This is a genomic window from Bacillus sp. PS237, assembly GCF_037963345.1.
Lineage (GTDB): Bacteria > Bacillota > Bacilli > Bacillales > Bacillaceae > Bacillus > Bacillus subtilis.
In genome coordinates, this window is record NZ_CP150156.1 from 4,007,757 (window position 1) to 4,025,162 (window position 17,406).

Genomic DNA, 17,406 nt, shown 5'->3' on the forward strand with positions numbered 1-17,406 from the left:
TCGATCTTTTTCAATTATGACTGTGCTTCAATAAGCTGTTCGATTTCTTCCGCAGTCGGCATCGCTTCTGACGAACTGTGCTTGCTCACCACAATGGAGGCTGAAGCACTGCCGTATTTCAATGCCGTTTCAATGTCTTTTCCGCTGACAAGGCCATAGATAAAGGCTGACGCATAGGAGTCACCGGCCCCAAAGGTTTTCAGCACTTTTGTCTTGTACGCTTGAGCGCGGAATACCTCGCCGGATTTGCTGTATGCGTAAGAGCCTTCGACGCCGTGTTTGATGACAACGAGGTCGGCTGAATGGCCAAATAAATGATTGACGGATTCTTCATTGCTTCCGCCTGTGCGGTTTTCCATCACATCAAATTCATCGCGTGTGCCGATGACGATATCAGACTGCTCGGCAACCAAAGAATAATAAACGGCTGTTTCATCTGATGACTGCCACGTATATGGCCGGTAATCCAGTTCGAATACCACCTTAACCTGATGCTTTTTCGCGTATTGAACAGCTTTTAACACCGCTTCCCGTGACGGGCTTTTGGCGAGCGCTGTCCCGGAGACAAGCAGCATTTTCGCATTTGCGATATAGTCCTCACTTACCTCTGAAGGCTCAAGATAAAGATCCGCCACATCATCGCGATACATTAAGATGCTGCATTCTTCAGGGCTGAGGATTTCTGTAAATGCAAGGCCTGCTTTGTGTCCATCTTGATCAACAATCATCTGTGTAGTATCCACGCCGGTCTTTCTCATATAGGACTCTATGAATCTTCCATGCTGGTCATCCGGAATTTTGCCGATGAAGCCCGCTTTTAAGCCAAGCTTCGCGCTGCCGATCGCGATATTCGCAGGTGAACCGCCGACATATTTCGAAAATGTCATCGTTTCTTCCATTGGGCGGTTGTATTCGACTGCGTTCAGATCAATACATGCCCGGCCGATGGCAACAATATCAAAAGCCTTCTCTTCATTGAATGTATACTTCATCGTAAACAGCCACTCCTCACTTGTTAGCGTTCTAAAATCCATTCATGCGCCGGGTCGTTATAAAACTTCCATTTTCGCGTCGGCCCTGCCATGACATTTAAATAGTAGGATGTGTATCCGTCCGGAACGCCTACCGGGTGGTATCCCGCAGGAACGATGACAACGTTTTCATTTCCCACAGTCATTGTCTCGTCAATAGAACGGTCATCTGTGTATACGCGCTGAAACACAAAGCCCTGTCCCGGGTCTAACTCATGGTAGTACGTTTCTTCTAAGAAAGATTCTTCCGGCAAGTTGTCTTGGTCATGTTTGTGAGGCGGGTAGCTGGACCAGTTGCCGCTGTCTGTATAGACTTCAACTACTAATAGACTGTTAGCTGAAGGGTCTGAATCCGGAAGAATGTTATGAACAGTACGTTTGTTTGAAAATTGCCCGCGATGCTCAATTCCGTTGTCTTCCGCTTTGATCAGCTTTGTCGGAAGCTGCTTTTCCGATGGAGAATAGCAAAGCGCCACTCTTGCGTCGCTGACCGCTGTGATCTCAAATGCACGGTCATTTGAAATATAGACGCTGTCTGTCGGTTTTCGTTCAAATACGCTTTCGCGCGTGCCGATATTCTCAAAAGTCGACTCATGATCTGTCACTGTAATTTTCCCCGTTACCGCCACAATACAGATTTCTTGTTTTTTCAATTCTTCTGTATAGCTTGAACCTGATGCAAGATCTAACACTTTAAACTCTACATAAGTGAGATCAGAGTTGGATGTCGTTACTTCGTGCACGAGTTTGACCCCATTAGACACTTCATGCGACTGCGGCTTACGCAACAAATAACTCATAGAGAAGCCCTCCTCTTTCTATTGGCAGAATGAGTCCGAACAGCGCACATGGACGCCGTTCGGCTGTTCGTCGTTTAGTTGAAATCAGGTGCCGGATATCTTGCCGTCACCACTTTTTTACGTGTATAGAAGTCGACGCTGTCTTTTCCGTTCGCATGCAGCGTTCCAAAGAATGAAGATTTCCAGCCTGAGAATGGGAAGAACGCCATTGGAGCCGGCACACCAAGGTTGATGCCTAGCATTCCCGCATCAATGTTTTCACGGAAGTAGCGGATTGCGTTTGAGTTGGATGTGAACAAGCAGGCGCCGTTCGCAAACTCAGACTTATTGGCGATTTCAATCGCTTCTTTCAGGTTTTTCACACGGATGACAGATAAGACCGGAGCGAAAATTTCATCTTTCCAGATCGTCATTTCTGTTGTGACATTGTCAAAGATCGTCGGGCCGACAAAGTAGCCGTCGTCAGACACATTTTCACGTCCGTCACATACGAGTCTGGCACCTTCTTCAAGACCTTTTTCGATATAGCTGAGCGTGCGCTTCTTGTTGTCTTCGCGAATCACCGGTCCTAAGAACACGCCGTCATCAAGGCCGTTACCGATTTTAATGTCCGCCACTTTTTCCTGCAGCTTCGCCATAAATTCATCGGCGATTCCTTCTTCAACTGTCACAACCGCACAAGCCATGCAGCGTTCACCGGCAGAACCGAAGGCAGCTCCAACGATGTTTGTAACCGTGTCTTCAAGATTCGCATCGTTCAAGACAATCGTATGGTTTTTCGCGCCAGTCAGAGATTGAACGCGTTTTAAGTTTTCGCTTCCTTTTTTGTAGACGTATTCGCCTACTGGCTTGGAGCCTACAAATGAAATCGCTTTAATTTCGGGATGCTCGAGGATGCCGTTCACAACGTCATGCGCACCGTATACGACGTTGAACACCCCTTTCGGAAGGCCCGCTTTTTCAAAAAGCTCAACCAATTTCTCTGTTAACAGCGGAGTCCGCTCAGATGGCTTTAAAATAAATGTGTTGCCGAGCGCGATCGCCATCGGGAACATCCAGCAAGGAACCATCATCGGGAAGTTGAATGGCGCGATTCCGCCGACAACTCCGATTGGGTAACGGTAGTTCGCCGCTTCAACGTCCGTTGCGATGGAAGCAAGTGAGTCACCCATCATCAGGGAAGGTGCTCCAGCGGCGAACTCTACGTTTTCAATCCCGCGTCCCACTTCACCTAAAGCTTCTTTCGTGTTTTTTCCGTTTTCAATGGTAATTAGATGAGCAAGTTCTTCTTTATGCTGAGACAGCAGCTGCTGGAAGTTAAATAGAATTCTGGCGCGGCGAGGAACCGCCACCTTTGACCATGTTTTAAATGCTTCAGCCGCTGTTTGCGCTGCGTAATCAATATCCTCTTTTGTAGAAATCGGCACTTGGCATAGCACTTCTTTCGTCGCCGGATTGACGACATCTTCATATTGATCTGTTTTGCTTTCAACCCATTCACCGTTGATGTAGTTTTTTAATTTTCTGATTTCTGCCATTCTTATTGCCTCCTTCATTAGTAAACACATACACTTGTATGGATGGTTCCGGATAGATTCATATCAATATCCACTTTTCAGCAAGCCAAGAATTAAACGCTTTCAAAAACACCAAAAAAATAAATGGCGGATGCATATTTACATACAAGCAACCATTTCATGCACAACAGGTTACTTTTTGGTCATTTCTTGGTTATATTCTAATCGCATAATACCCATAAGTCAATCATAAACACTACATTTTTTCATTATTTTTATTATATTAATCTTTTAATCAAGTAAGAGAAGTAAGAGAAGGCCGTCCAATCTTGCAAAAGATATACACCGATGTTATCATTTTTAAGCAACTATTGATTAACTTTTGGTTTTTATTATATATTTATGTTACGTAAAGATTCAAGAAGGAGTTTTTTATATGAAACTGATGCGGATTCAGGAAATGGAGGAGTACATTTTATCGCATGGCACTGTTTCCTTAGATGAGCTGTGCCAGGTGTTCAATGTCTCCAAAAACACAGTCAGACGTGATATCAACAAGCTAACAGAAAAGGGTGCGATTGAAAAAGTATACGGCGGCGTAACATCTATTGAAAAAACCGCATTAGTTCCTTTTGAAAATCGCACCATTCAGCACCAGGATGAAAAAACAAAAATCGCCCATTATGCTTCCCGATTTATTGAAGATCACGATTTGGTCTTCATTGATTCAGGAACGACGACAAAGTCTATTCTTGATACGCTTGATCCAGCCAAAAATGTCACCATCTTAACCAACAGTTTAGACATTATCAATGCGGCGTCAGCTTTGAAGAATATCAACTTAATCATTATCGGAAACAACTATAAGAGAAAAACCCGCTCCTTTGTCGGCATGGACGACCCGGCTATGCTTGATAAGTACAATATCAACAAAGCCTTTATGTCCGCTACCGGAACGACGCTGACTCACGGATTGACCAATTCGGATCTGCTGGAGTATGAAATTAAAAAGAGGATTTCAGAAAAAGCAAAAGAAGTGTATCTATTGGCTGACCATTCTAAATTCGGAAAATCAACGCTTCTGACGTATGCACCGTTTGACAGGCTGCATTGCATTGTGACCTCTCAGCCATTAGACGACGAGTACACGCAGTACTGCAATGAGCATCAAATCGGCATTCATCTGGCCTAACGTTTACAATAGTGTTGAGAGTCTATCATCCATTTTATTCTAGGAGGCAGATCATGAAAAAAGCGAAGCTCGGAAAATCAGACTTGCAGGTATTCCCTATCGGATTAGGAACAAATGCTGTCGGAGGACATAACCTCTACCCGAACCTAAATGAAGAAACCGGAAAAGAATTGGTGCGCGAGGCGATCCGTAATGGCGTGACAATGTTAGACACCGCTTACATTTACGGGATCGGCCGTTCCGAAGAATTAATTGGTGAAGTGCTGCGTGAATTCAACCGTGAAGATGTTGTCATCGCGACAAAAGCCGCTCACAGAAAACAAGGCAATGACTTTGTCTTTGATAATTCACCAGATTTTCTTAAAAAATCAGTTGATGAAAGCCTGAAGCGCTTGAATACCGATTATATTGATTTGTTCTACATTCACTTCCCTGACGAACATACGCCTAAGGATGAAGCCGTTAACGCGCTGAATGAGATGAAGAAAGCCGGAAAAATCCGTTCCATCGGTGTATCCAACTTCTCTTTAGAGCAATTGAAAGAAGCAAACAAAGACGGTTTGGTAGATGTATTGCAAGGCGAATACAACCTGTTAAACCGTGAAGCGGAAAAAACATTCTTCCCGTATACGAAGGAGCATAATATTTCATTTATCCCTTACTTCCCTCTCGTATCAGGTTTATTGGCAGGAAAGTATACAGAAGATACAACGTTCCCAGAAGGCGACCTGCGAAACGAACAGGAACACTTCAAGGGTGAGCGTTTCAAAGAAAATATCAGAAAGGTCAACAAGCTTGCGCCGATTGCCGAAAAACACAACGTGGATATCCCTCACATCGTATTGGCCTGGTATTTAGCAAGACCGGAAATTGATATTTTAATCCCAGGAGCAAAACGTGCCGATCAGCTGATTGATAACATCAAAACAGCTGACGTGACGCTTTCTCAAGAGGATATTTCATTTATTGATAAGCTGTTCGCATAAGAAGAAAACAGCCTTCTCCAATGGAGAAGGCTGTTTTTTTGTGCGATAAATTCCTAAATAACTGATTTTGAAGCAAAACCTTACAAAATGAGCCATAAATCCGATAAAATAAAGGTAGTTTATCTCAGAAAGAAAGTGATTGAGAAAGCAAAAGTATGAAACGTTCATATCATCTAGCTCATATGAAATAAAGCTGACCCAGCTTCTTTTATTTGCTGGTCAGAATAGCGGACCGTTTCGATGGTCTATGGAGGAAACAGAATGAAACTTAAATATGTAAAAGCCTTAGTTGCAGTAACCGTTGCTTTAGGTGTACTGCTGCCATCAACGATTTCTCATGCAAAGAGCTTTAGCGGCCGCTCATCATCTAGTTACAGCAGCCGAAGTTCAAGCTCATCATACAGCGGAAGCTATAAATCAAGCCCGAAATCAAGCTACAGCTCAGGATCAAGCTCTTCTAGCAAAAAATCCAAGACGTCTGACGATTCATCATCATCGATTTCGCTTAAAAAGAAGCCTTCGGAAAAGGCAAGTTCATCAAGCTCTAAAAAATCGTCAGGCACCTTTTCCGGCGCTACATCAAAAGTAACCGGAAAGACATACAGCGGAAAAACGTCTAAAGCCTATGTTGGCGGACGTTATGTTTCAGTCAATCATTACTATCACGCAGGTTTCGCGCCATCAGGATGGTTTGGATATTATAGCGGATTTACAATGGGTATGTTCATGATCAGCATGATGCACCCATGGGGTTACACCTATCATCCAGTCGGAGGCCCCGGTTATGTTTCTTATGGCGCTTCACCCATTGCCTGGATCGTTGATATCATCGCTTTGATTATTATTTTAATCATTGTCATCGCATTGATTCGCGCATTTAAAGCACCGAAGACGTACAGAAGGAGATTTTAGGCAATGAGATTAATATTAAATGAGCAAGAAATTGTAGACGGAATTTGCGTGTATATTTCCAATGAAGAAGATATCTACCCTGAAGACGTTGAAGTAAAAGAACTATCGTACAACAAGCGTACAGGGTTCTTCGCTGAAGCTACATTTGGCCTGCACCACAAGCAGCTTATGTCAGATGACATTTCAGAAGGCATTATTCAGTTCTTAGAGGAATACCACAACTTCAATCCGGACGTTACCGTCGTTGAATTGCAATTTGATAAGAAAAAAGGCTTCTCCGCCTTGGTTTTTGTCAACGAAGCAGAAGAATAAAAATGTCTTAATCAAACCTTACTCCGCGCGGGTAAGGTTTTTTTAATGGTTTCTCTGAGCATAAAGTTATTTCGTTTTTCCTAAACTCAGCGGATCTGTGATCATCTCTTTTGGCTATAAAGTTTCCGTTTTTTCAAAACAAATGTTTCAAATGAGATAGGAAATGGGTACTAATCTATTAACTTTGTTACATATTTTTAGATACTCATTGGCTCAACAACTGAGGAGGAGACATTTGTGAAGAAAGACACAAGGAAATATATGATCTACTTTTTCGGCGCTTTAGGGGGACTGCTATATGGTTACGATACAGGTGTTATCTCCGGAGCACTCCTGTTTATCAATAACGATATTCCTTTAACGACATTGACAGAAGGATTGGTTGTCAGCATGCTGCTCCTTGGCGCGATTTTCGGTTCTGCCTTGAGCGGCACATGCTCAGACCGCTGGGGCAGGAGAAAGGTTGTATTTGTCCTTTCCATCATTTTTATTATCGGTGCGCTCGCTTGCGCATTTTCTCAAACAATCGGCATGCTGATTGCATCTAGGGTGATACTCGGGTTGGCCGTCGGCGGTTCAACGGCACTTGTGCCCGTGTATCTTTCCGAAATGGCACCGACGAAAATTCGCGGGACACTCGGCACAATGAACAACTTAATGATTGTCACCGGGATTTTGCTCGCCTATATCGTTAACTACCTGTTCACACCGTTTGAAGCGTGGCGCTGGATGGTCGGTCTGGCTGCAGTGCCTGCCGTGCTTCTATTAATCGGCATCGCCTTCATGCCGGAATCGCCAAGATGGCTCGTGAAGCGCGGCAGCGAAGAAGAAGCGAGACGCATCATGAACATCACTCATGACCCCAAAGACATCGAAATGGAATTGGCAGAGATGAAGCAAGGGGAAGCGGAGAAAAAAGAAACGACACTTGGCGTGCTGAAAGCCAAGTGGATTCGCCCTATGCTTCTGATTGGCGTCGGCCTTGCCATTTTCCAGCAGGCAGTCGGCATTAACACGGTCATCTACTACGCGCCAACCATTTTTACGAAGGCCGGTCTTGGCACATCAGCTTCGGCGCTCGGCACAATGGGAATCGGCATCCTCAACGTCATCATGTGTATCACTGCCATGATCTTAATTGACCGTGTCGGCCGCAAAAAACTTCTGATCTGGGGAAGTGTCGGCATCACACTGAGCCTTGCTGCTTTATCAGGCGTGCTCCTGACACTGGGGCTTTCCGCATCAACAGCGTGGATGACAGTAGTCTTTCTCGGTGTCTATATCGTCTTTTACCAGGCGACATGGGGTCCGGTAGTGTGGGTGCTCATGCCTGAGCTCTTCCCGTCCAAAGCACGCGGAGCCGCGACAGGGTTCACGACTTTGGTGTTATCGGCGGCTAACCTGATCGTGTCGCTTGTCTTCCCGCTGATGCTAAGCGCGATGGGCATCGCATGGGTCTTTATGGTTTTCTCAGTCATTTGTCTTCTCTCATTTTTCTTCGCGTTCTACATGGTACCGGAAACCAAAGGGAAAAGCTTGGAGGAAATTGAAGCAAGCCTGAAAAAACGGTTTAAAAAGAAGAAAAGCACCCAAAACCAAGTGCTGAATGAGCGTACATTATAAAAAAAGGAATCGTCTCCTTATGAGACGATTCCTTTTTCTGTTTACACCATGACCTTGCAAATATTGTTCGTAAATTCCACAGGGTCCTGAATCGGCAGGCCTTCGATGAGGAGCGCCTGATTGTACAGAAGGTTTGTGTACAGGCTCAGCTTCTCTTTATCTTGTTCAAACGCGTCCTGCAGTGTTTGGAATACCTCGTGATTTGGGTTGATTTCCAGCACTTTTTCCGCCTTCACATTTTGGCTGTCAGGCATCGCATTTAAGATTTTTTCCATCTCAATTGTCACTTCGCCGTCAGCAGCAAGGCAGACTGGATGTGATTTAAGCCGTTTTGAGATTCTGACGTTTTTCACTTTGTCTGACAGAATGTTTTTCATTTCCTCAAACAGATCCTTATACTTGCTTTCCTCTTCCTCGGACTGCTTTTGATCCTCATCCGTGTCTATGCCAAGGTCTCCGCTTGATACGGACTTGAATTCTTTTTCCTGATAAGAAGCCAGCATTTTAATTGCAAACTCATCGATGTCCTCAGTAAAGTAGAGGATTTCATAGCCTTTGTCCGCCACCATTTCCGTTTGCGGCAGTTTCTCAATGCGGTCGTAAGAATCACCGGTCGCGTAATAAATGAATTTCTGCTCCTCTGGCATTCTGGAAACATACTCGTCTAAGCTGACCAGTTTTTTCTCTTTTGAAGAGTAGAATAAGAGGAGATCCTTCAATTGATCCTTATTCGCGCCAAAATCATTGTACACGCCGAATTTCAGCTGTCTGCCGAACGACTTGTAGAACGTCTCGTATTTCTCGCGGTCTTTTTTCAACAGGCTTTGCAGCTCGCTTTTGATTTTCTTGCTGATGTTTTTCGCGATCAGCTTCAGCTGGCGGTCATGCTGCAGCATTTCTCTGGAAATATTCAGCGACAGATCCTCAGAATCGACCATGCCCTTCACAAAGCTGAAGTGGTCCGGTAGCAGGTCTGCGCACTTATTCATGATCAGCACGCCATTGGAATACAGCTCCAAGCCTTTCTCATATTCCTTGGAATAGTAGTCAAACGGCATGTTTTCAGGGACGAATAGAATCGCGTTGTAGCGAACCGCTCCATCCACGCTGATATGAACGTGTGTCAGCGGTTTATCAAACCCGTAATGCTTTTCAGCATAGAATTTTTCATAATCCTCATCTGTCAGCTCGCTTTTGTTTTTTCTCCAGATCGGCACCATGCTGTTGACCGTCTGCTCTTCCTGCACCTCTTCAAATTCATTTTCGCTGCCTTCCTTCGGCTTATTAATGGTTGTATCCATTTTGATCGGGTAGCGAATGAAGTCGGAGTACTTCTTGATGATCGCTTTTAAACGATATTCCTCTAAAAACTCGTCATAGCTGTCATCTTCTGTGTTCTCTTTGATTTTCAGGATAATGTCTGTACCGACAGAATCCTTTTCACACGGCTCAATCGTATAGCCGTCTGCACCCGCAGACTCCCATTTATAAGCCTCTTCGCTGCCAAGCGCTTTACTGATGACTGTCACGACATCGGCAACCATAAATGCCGCGTAAAAACCGACACCGAACTGCCCGATAATGTCATGTCCGTCTTTCAGCTCGTTTTCCTTTTTAAACGCGAGGGAACCGCTTTTTGCAATTGTTCCAAGATGCTGTTCAAGCTCATCCTTTGTCATTCCGATCCCCGTATCAGAGATGGTTAATGTTCTCGCATCTTTGTCAGCTGCGACCTTTATGTAGTAACTGTCTTTATCAAACGTAAGCGCATCGTCCGTAAGCGCTTTGTAATAGATTTTGTCAATCGCATCACTCGAATTGGAGATTAACTCGCGCAGGAAAATTTCTTTTTGGGTATAAATGGAGTTAATCATCATATCCAGCAAGCGTTTAGACTCTGCTTTAAACTCTTTTTTCGCCACTCTTGATCGCTCCTTTACCATTATGTAAACCCTTTTCAGCATCTATTTATCACATAAGATGACAATTGTCAATTAGATTGATAGATGCATATATATGTAAATTTAACATTAGTTGGATTTGTTTTCACTCTTTTTCTCACTCATTCTCATAAAAAAGAGAGGCTTCATCATCCTCTCTTTTTTTCTGTGTCATTCCAACGGCCAAACTCCCGCTTCATCCATATATGCACCGGGTAGAAAAACAAACCGAACGGTATCAAAAACAAAAGATTATGCCATGAAGCATTCAGAAATGCGCTTGCAGTCACCGGGAACGTAATCTCTTGCAATAAAAAAGAGATGACAGTCAGCACAACAAATGCAGATGGAATGGTCACGATGCAATAAAACTTGAGCTCCTTCTTATGCTGTACCTTCAAACATACAAACCTCCCAACAATTTCTAATTCATCTTAACATATGCTGGCCTTTCTTTTCTCGCATGTTTATCACTGCACATAGCGGGAAGACAAATAGAAAAAGGAGGTCTCGTATCATGGGAAGACTTGAAAACAAAACAGCAGTTATCACAGGCGCCGCGACAGGCATTGGTCAAGCGACGGCGGAGGTTTTTGCCAATGAAGGCGCGCGTGTGATCATCGGAGATATCAATAAAGATCAAATGGAAGAAACAGTTGACGCAATCAGAAAAAACGGAGGACAGGCCGAATCCTTTCACCTCGATGTGTCAGATGAAAACAGTGTGAAAGCATTTGCTGATCAAATCAAGGATGCATGCGGAACGATTGATATTCTGTTTAATAATGCCGGCGTTGATCAGGAAGGCGGAAAGGTGCACGAATATCCGGTTGACCTGTTTGACCGCATTATCGCCGTCGACCTGCGCGGCACATTCCTTTGCAGCAAATATTTGATTCCGCTCATGCTCGAAAATGGAGGCTCCATCATCAACACCTCCTCCATGTCAGGCCGTGCCGCGGACCTTGACCGCTCCGGCTACAACGCCGCAAAAGGCGGTATCACCAACCTGACAAAGGCAATGGCAATCGACTACGCACGAAACGGCATCCGCGTCAATTCCATTTCACCGGGCACGATCGAAACACCGCTGATTGACAAATTAGCAGGCACAAAAGAACAGGAAATGGGCGAACAATTCCGCGAAGCCAACAAATGGATCACGCCGCTCGGACGTCTTGGCCAGCCCAAAGAAATGGCAACAGTGGCACTGTTCCTCGCATCAGACGACAGCTCATACGTCACAGGAGAAGACATCACCGCAGACGGCGGCATCATGGCGTACACATGGCCTGGGAAGATGCTGATTGAGGAGAAATGGAAGGAAGAAACGAAATAAGAGAGGGAGCCCCCTCTCTTTTTGTCTTTTAAAGCAATACAACCTTATATTTCTTCACATCCAAAAACTGCAAAAACTCCCTCGCCAGCACTTCAGGCGGATGCGCCTTTCCTTCATCCAGCCGATACAAAAGCAACCCGATAATCATTGCGGATACATAATGGGCATAAAGCTTTTTCTCTGCGTGAATATCAGTTTGCTGATGCAGATAAAACGATTCCAGCGCTTTGAACATATCAGGTATCACATGAGGAACACCCCATTCCCGATTGAGAAAATGGACAATGGGCATGTTTGACAAAGCAGAAAGCAGAATGGCGAGCGCCTTCTCCGCTTCCTTTAAGGAAAATTCATTCGGGCTGGAGGCAATCGTCAGGTGATCAATGATCTCCGCACATGATCGCTGTATCATGGTTTGGAGCAATTCCTCCTTATTGGCATAGTGATCATAAAAGGTTGCACGGCGGATATTGCTTTTACGCGTAATATCTGAAATCGTGATGCCCGCGTAGTCTTGTTTCTCCGCCAATACATCCAGAAATGCCTTCTGCAGCGCCTCTCTCGTTCGAACCACCCGCCTGTCGATTTGCTTCTCCTTCTCTCGCTCTCCTGGCACAGCTTTTCCAAACAGCCAATAAAACCGCTTTTGAGAAACAAGCTCCCATACCTTCTGGCTGATGGCTTCAGGAGACGCGGCCGCATCCTCATTCAGCCAATACAGGATAATCGCGTACGTGTACAAGGCCCGATAATGTCCATAAATGTCCCGTTCAATCGGCGTTAAATTCACATGGATCGGAGCCAGCAGCACATCCTGCTGAAACACATCCTTAAAAAAACGATGAAAATGTCCTCTGTTCATCATCACAGAAAAAAAGGAACGATGCTCATGAACAAAGGACAGCGTCGGATGCACCGTTTGCCGTTTTTTGTTCAAATGAAGGGTATCCATATGACTGAAGGCGTCAAAAAGCGCTTTGCCCAGTCCTTCCTTCATGTCTTCGATCACATCCTCAATGATTGAAAACTTATCCTCATAATAAAGGTAGAGCGATCCGCGGCTCACTTTGGCCTTCTCAGCGATTTCTTTCATTGTGATGTGTTGAATATCTCTATCTTTCAATAAAGCCAGCAGCGCCTCTTTCACTTGAGCTTCGGCAGATTCCGGCACAAAAGACACCTCCAATCATTAGACAGATCTTAGATATATGTACGGTAACGTATAGATGGTTCACCGTTGTCTTTCTTACAGAAAAGGTACCACCTTATAATAGGTCCGAGAAAAGAAGAAAGCAAATGAGGGGGATTTTACAATGGAACAGCAAGTAAAGGACGACATCCAGCGTGTCTTTCAGCTTCAGAAAAAACAGCAAAAAGCCTTGCGCGCTTCAACAGCGGAACAGCGGAGAGAAAAGCTTCAACGCTTTTTAGATTCCGTCATCGCCCATGAAGAAGAAATCATCGAAGCGATCCGCAAAGACGTCCGCAAACCATATCACGAAGTCAAAAAAGCGGAAATCGAAGGAACAAAAAAAGCGATTAGAGATAATATGAATAACCTGGAACAATGGATGGCGCCTAAAGAAGTCGGTTCATCGTTAAGCCCTGACGCAAACGGAATTCTTATGTACGAGCCTAAAGGCGTCACACTCATCCTCGGCCCGTGGAACTATCCGTTTATGCTGACGATGGCGCCGCTTGCCGCTTCTCTCGCAGCCGGAAACAGCGCGATTGTGAAGCTGTCCGATTTCACGATGAACACGAGCAACATTGCTGCTAAAGTAATAAGAGACGCTTTTGATGAAAAAGAAGTCGCGATTTTTGAAGGAGAGGTTGAGGTGGCAACCGAACTACTTGATCAGCCGTTCGACCATATTTTCTTCACTGGAAGCACAAATGTCGGGAAAATTGTCATGACAGCGGCTGCCAAACACTTGGCATCTGTCACACTTGAGCTTGGCGGCAAGAGCCCGACGATCATTGACAGTGAATACGATCTGATGGACGCAGCGAAAAAGATCGCCGTCGGGAAATTCGTAAACGCCGGCCAAACCTGCATCGCACCTGATTACCTGTTCATTAAAAAAGACGTTCAGGACAGGTTCGCGGGGATTTTACAAACAGTCGTCAACGCTGGATTTATGGAGGATGATCATACCCCAGACCGCAGCAAATTTACGCAGATCGTCAATGACCGCAACTTCAACCGCGTCAAAGATCTGTTCGACGATGCCATCGAAAGAGGGGCGGAAGTGGTGTTCGGCGGCGTATTCGATGCCAGCGACCGCACGATCTCGCCAACCGTTTTGAAAAACGTCACGCCTGACATGAAAATCATGCAGGAGGAAATCTTCGCATCGATCCTGCCAATGATGAACTATGAAGACATCGACGAGGTCATCGATTACGTAAATGACCGCGATAAACCGCTTGCACTTTATGTGTTCAGCAAAAACCAAGATCTGATTGACAACGTCCTTCAGCACACGACATCAGGAAATGCCGCCATCAATGATGTCGTCGTCCATTTCAGTGACGTCAACCTGCCATTCGGCGGCGTCAACACAAGCGGAATCGGCTCCTATCATGGGGTATACGGATTCAAAGAGTTTTCTCATGAGAAGGGTGTATTTATTCAGGCCGCTGAATAATCGCATGATCAAAAGGCGCTTCCTTAGAGGAGCGCCTTTTATTGTAACTCCTTGACCAAAAGCAATTCATCACGGATAGGTATTTTATTATCTGCCAGTAAAGGAATTTCGGGCTTCATCTTTCTGGCCGTCTCGACTGCATTCACAAATAGTCGATCCAACCGGTACCCTCTCTTCTGATAAAACGCTAATGCATGAATATTATCATTGGTTGTGATCAGTTTTATTTGTTTGATATTTCTCTCTCTGCATGCTTCCTCGGCTTTCTCTAGCAGAGCTGTTCCGATCCCTTTATTCTCAATGACACTATCCAGCGAAATGATTTCACAGGCATCTTCTTCAAATATGTATGTAATAAGGCCAACAATCTGGTTATCATCGTTGAGCATTCCATAACCATCTAATTCATCGCAGTTATAAATACCGCTAGAAATAACCATTTGCGGACTGCCCCAGTGTTTTTGAAAAAACGCGGAAACAAGATCTTTAGGTATCTGGCATGTCGGAATAATATTCATATTTTCCTCCTTTTAGCTGAACAAAAATAAGAGAATTAACAACCTATTTTATGTCATTAATCCCCTTATCTAGTATTTACTAGAACTTATAACTTGTCAAAAGCTGTCTGAATACCAATTGCGTGGATTGATAAGGATCAAAATCTGAATCCTGAGATTGGAAGATTTGCTCTGGGGTCAATGTCTCTGCGTTCTCTGATAACGTTTGAATCAGACTTTCCAAATATCCATTTAACTCTGATTTGGACGATTCATGTAGGGATTGATGATTTACAGCGAGTTCTCTAAATCTGTTATCACTGATTAATTTTTTTCGAAGAGCTGCTAGCATCAAGTCAAGCCATGCAGGCTGGCCAAATGTAATATTTAAAGCTAACGTTGCTTGATCAGATTTGGTGGAGTGCCATAAACCTCTTGGCAAATACAGCATGGTTCCCGGTGTTAAATTAACGATTTCTGCATCTGGCAGATCCTCTTTTGGCGGATCTCCTTTCCAATATGACTGTAAATCATCAGGATAGTAAGGAGCCTCTGATAAATCATAGTGCTGCATTGGATTGCTCACATTTTCATTCTTGGCAAGCTTCCATGTTTTCTCACCTTGAATTTGAAAAATCAAGTTGGTGTAGGCGTCAAAATGGGCTTTGAATCCCCCGCCATTTTTCGCCGCGTAAACAATGGCTTTGGAAGAAGTACCCGCAGGCAGTCTTAATTCCGCTTTGAGTTTTTCTATCCACCTTCTGACTTGGGGAATAAATAGGTCGGTGAAATCAAACTCTAATGCAGCCCCTTTTTCATACCACTCTAAAGCCTCTGCAGGTGACACAAGAAATCTGTCTGTGATCCCTTCAGATTCTTCAATCACAGCATCACCAACGACCATGACTGGATTATTGTAGATAGCCAATACGTTTTCTAGCGTTCTAACCTTTTCAAACCCCGGTATGCTTGTAAATCTCTCCACTTCTCCTCTGGCTACCAAAGGTTTTACAGGCCAATATTCTTCTAAAAACTCACTCATCGTTACAGGACTGATGATAGACTCCAAAACCGATTCGGTTACAGCACTCATATTATCCCTCCCAAAAAAAGTAACTTCACCACAAAGATATAACATTTTTTTCTAAAAGTAAATATTGACAGAATTATCAGAGGATTATAATATTTAGTTGTGCGTGATAGCCTATTTTTTTACAAGGAAGGAGGGAAAAGGATGAAAAAGGCTTATAAGAAACCTCGTCTTTTTGAACTGCGCCGTGCTGTAGCAGCTGGCGGCCATTAATCTCATATAGCATTTGACATCTAGTACTCTATTTTAGGAGGGATGCTCAATGAAAAAAGCTTATAAGAAACCTCGCCTTTTTGAACTGCGCCGTGCTGTAGCAGCTGGCGGCCATTAATCTCATATAGCATTTGACATCTAGTACTCTATTTTAGGAGGGATGCTCAATGAAAAAAGCTTATAAGAAACCTCGCCTTTTTGAATTGCGCCGCGCTGTAGCAGCTGGCGGTCATTAATCTTATCCAAAACGATTAACGTTTGAGGCTATCACGCCAACTTGATAAGGAGGATGCTGAAGATGATTACGGCTGAAGAATGCAGAACGTACAAAGAATTTGTTGATCTTTACCAATCCTATCTTTACCCCTTGCTTGGCGCCAGACTGTCCCGGATGTATTCCCCCAAAAACAAAGTCATTATCGATATGGGCACAGGTCCAGGTTATTTAAGCATTCAGTTGGCTAAAAGAACAAATGCGCACGTGCATGCTGTCGATATTAACCCGGCCATGCATGAAATCGCTCAAGAAGAAGCTAAAAAAAGCGGAGTAAGCAGCCTGATTTCATTTGATTTGGAAGATGTCCACCATTTATCTTACGCTGACCAATATGCTGACTTCATCGTCTCCTACTCTTGCCTGCATCATTGGGAAGACGTTGTTAAAGGACTTAAAGAGTGCTATAGAGTTCTGGCTCCGGGCGGAAAAATTGTCATTTTGGATACATTTAATCCCCAAGGAAGCCATTTAGAGATTATGCGAAAACAAATCAAAGAACCGGAATACTTCAGGTTTGTAAGAGAGGCATTTGAAGAAAGTTATTCCTTTGAAGACATTCACCAGTTTGTTCAGGATGCCGGCATTCCCAATTATTCATTAGAAACCTTTCACTTTTTACCGGAGGATTTTATAGAAAGCTTAGATGAGCTGGAGGATGCTCCCCTGTGGGAACAAAATGATCAAAGTACTGATCATGAAATTGAGTCTGTCACATGGATGTTAACGATAGAAAAAGAAAAGGAAGGTGCATTGTAATGATCAATGAATCAACTGTTTTATCCAAAAATCCAGAAATGCCATCAAGAAAATATTTGAAAAGCATTATTATAGAGCCGGGCATCACTTTAAATGAAATGGCATCAGATATTTATAACCATATCGACGGCAAGGTCAGCATACATGATATTTGCTCAAAAATCGTCAATGAATATGATGTTGATTATCAAACCTGCTTAGAAGATTGTATGGAGCTGTTTGAGTTGCTTATTGATCATGAAGCAATCAAAGTTAAGCAGGGGGCATGAG

At 44.0% G+C, this 17,406-nt stretch carries 17 protein-coding genes; 9 read left to right on the forward strand and 8 right to left on the reverse strand.

Features of this window, described 5'->3' with window-relative positions; all coding sequences use genetic code 11:
• Nucleotides 1–14 precede the first annotated feature (14 nt).
• From iolC to iolA, 3 genes are all read right to left on the reverse strand, one after another.
• Nucleotides 15–992 carry a 5-dehydro-2-deoxygluconokinase gene (gene iolC, locus NST22_RS20775; protein WP_003243753.1) on the reverse strand — a complete coding sequence of 326 codons (978 nt, stop codon included), beginning with the start codon at nucleotides 990–992 and terminating at the stop codon, nucleotides 15–17.
• Nucleotides 993–1,015: 23 nt separating this feature from the next.
• Nucleotides 1,016–1,831 carry a 5-deoxy-glucuronate isomerase gene (gene iolB, locus NST22_RS20780; RefSeq protein ID WP_003243247.1) on the reverse strand — a complete coding sequence of 272 codons (816 nt, stop codon included), beginning with the start codon at nucleotides 1,829–1,831 and terminating at the stop codon, nucleotides 1,016–1,018.
• A gap of 74 nt (nucleotides 1,832–1,905) precedes the next feature.
• Nucleotides 1,906–3,369, reverse strand: coding sequence for a methylmalonate-semialdehyde dehydrogenase (iolA, locus tag NST22_RS20785; RefSeq protein ID WP_003243682.1), 1,464 nt, complete (start codon nucleotides 3,367–3,369; stop codon nucleotides 1,906–1,908).
• Nucleotides 3,370–3,784: 415 nt separating this feature from the next.
• Between iolA and iolR the strand changes: the two genes are divergently transcribed.
• From iolR to NST22_RS20810, 5 genes are all read left to right on the forward strand, one after another.
• Entirely contained in the window at nucleotides 3,785–4,540 is a 756-nt protein-coding gene (gene iolR / locus NST22_RS20790) for a myo-inositol utilization transcriptional regulator IolR (RefSeq protein ID WP_003227050.1), read from the forward strand.
• A gap of 53 nt (nucleotides 4,541–4,593) precedes the next feature.
• Entirely contained in the window at nucleotides 4,594–5,526 is a 933-nt protein-coding gene (locus NST22_RS20795) for an aldo/keto reductase (RefSeq protein WP_003243075.1), read from the forward strand.
• A gap of 261 nt (nucleotides 5,527–5,787) precedes the next feature.
• Nucleotides 5,788–6,438: a hypothetical protein gene (locus NST22_RS20800; protein WP_003244225.1), complete on the forward strand. Its 651-nt coding sequence runs from the start codon at nucleotides 5,788–5,790 to the stop codon at nucleotides 6,436–6,438.
• A 3-nt stretch (nucleotides 6,439–6,441) separates the two neighbouring features.
• Nucleotides 6,442–6,750 (forward strand): YxcD family protein, encoded by a 309-nt coding sequence (locus NST22_RS20805; protein WP_003227046.1) that lies wholly within the window; start codon nucleotides 6,442–6,444, stop codon nucleotides 6,748–6,750.
• Nucleotides 6,751–6,987: 237 nt separating this feature from the next.
• Nucleotides 6,988–8,373: a sugar porter family MFS transporter gene (locus tag NST22_RS20810; RefSeq protein ID WP_003244055.1), complete on the forward strand. Its 1,386-nt coding sequence runs from the start codon at nucleotides 6,988–6,990 to the stop codon at nucleotides 8,371–8,373.
• 41 nt (nucleotides 8,374–8,414) lie between these two features.
• On the opposite strand, the gene htpG is transcribed toward NST22_RS20810, so the two are convergent.
• Together htpG and NST22_RS20820 are read right to left on the reverse strand one after the other, a co-directional pair.
• Complete coding sequence (gene htpG / locus NST22_RS20815; protein ID WP_003243561.1) at nucleotides 8,415–10,295, reverse strand: molecular chaperone HtpG; 1,881 nt, start codon at nucleotides 10,293–10,295, stop codon at nucleotides 8,415–8,417.
• A 167-nt stretch (nucleotides 10,296–10,462) separates the two neighbouring features.
• Entirely contained in the window at nucleotides 10,463–10,714 is a 252-nt protein-coding gene (locus tag NST22_RS20820) for a hypothetical protein (protein WP_003244458.1), read from the reverse strand.
• A 116-nt stretch (nucleotides 10,715–10,830) separates the two neighbouring features.
• On the opposite strand from NST22_RS20820, the gene NST22_RS20825 reads away from it, so the two are divergent.
• Nucleotides 10,831–11,652 carry an SDR family oxidoreductase gene (locus tag NST22_RS20825; RefSeq protein WP_003244072.1) on the forward strand — a complete coding sequence of 274 codons (822 nt, stop codon included), beginning with the start codon at nucleotides 10,831–10,833 and terminating at the stop codon, nucleotides 11,650–11,652.
• Nucleotides 11,653–11,680: 28 nt separating this feature from the next.
• Here NST22_RS20825 and NST22_RS20830 read toward each other — a convergent pair whose 3' ends face one another.
• Complete coding sequence (locus tag NST22_RS20830) at nucleotides 11,681–12,823, reverse strand: TetR/AcrR family transcriptional regulator (protein WP_003243187.1); 1,143 nt, start codon at nucleotides 12,821–12,823, stop codon at nucleotides 11,681–11,683.
• A 142-nt stretch (nucleotides 12,824–12,965) separates the two neighbouring features.
• Here NST22_RS20830 and NST22_RS20835 point away from each other — a divergent pair, with 142 nt between their 5' ends.
• Nucleotides 12,966–14,303, forward strand: a complete 1,338-nt coding sequence (locus tag NST22_RS20835) for an aldehyde dehydrogenase family protein (RefSeq protein ID WP_003243415.1) — start codon at nucleotides 12,966–12,968, stop codon at nucleotides 14,301–14,303.
• A gap of 38 nt (nucleotides 14,304–14,341) precedes the next feature.
• On the opposite strand, the gene NST22_RS20840 is transcribed toward NST22_RS20835, so the two are convergent.
• Nucleotides 14,342–14,821: a GNAT family N-acetyltransferase gene (locus NST22_RS20840; RefSeq protein ID WP_003244176.1), complete on the reverse strand. Its 480-nt coding sequence runs from the start codon at nucleotides 14,819–14,821 to the stop codon at nucleotides 14,342–14,344.
• A gap of 79 nt (nucleotides 14,822–14,900) precedes the next feature.
• Nucleotides 14,901–15,893: a cupin domain-containing protein gene (locus NST22_RS20845; protein ID WP_003243554.1), complete on the reverse strand. Its 993-nt coding sequence runs from the start codon at nucleotides 15,891–15,893 to the stop codon at nucleotides 14,901–14,903.
• Between the two features lie 508 nt (nucleotides 15,894–16,401).
• On the opposite strand from NST22_RS20845, the gene NST22_RS20850 reads away from it, so the two are divergent.
• Nucleotides 16,402–17,136 (forward strand): class I SAM-dependent methyltransferase, encoded by a 735-nt coding sequence (locus NST22_RS20850; RefSeq protein WP_003243600.1) that lies wholly within the window; start codon nucleotides 16,402–16,404, stop codon nucleotides 17,134–17,136.
• Nucleotides 17,136–17,405 carry a PqqD family protein gene (locus NST22_RS20855; protein ID WP_003242779.1) on the forward strand — a complete coding sequence of 90 codons (270 nt, stop codon included), beginning with the start codon at nucleotides 17,136–17,138 and terminating at the stop codon, nucleotides 17,403–17,405. Before NST22_RS20850 ends, NST22_RS20855 begins: the two co-directional genes overlap by 1 nt.
• The last annotated feature ends 1 nt before the right edge of the window (nucleotide 17,406 follow it).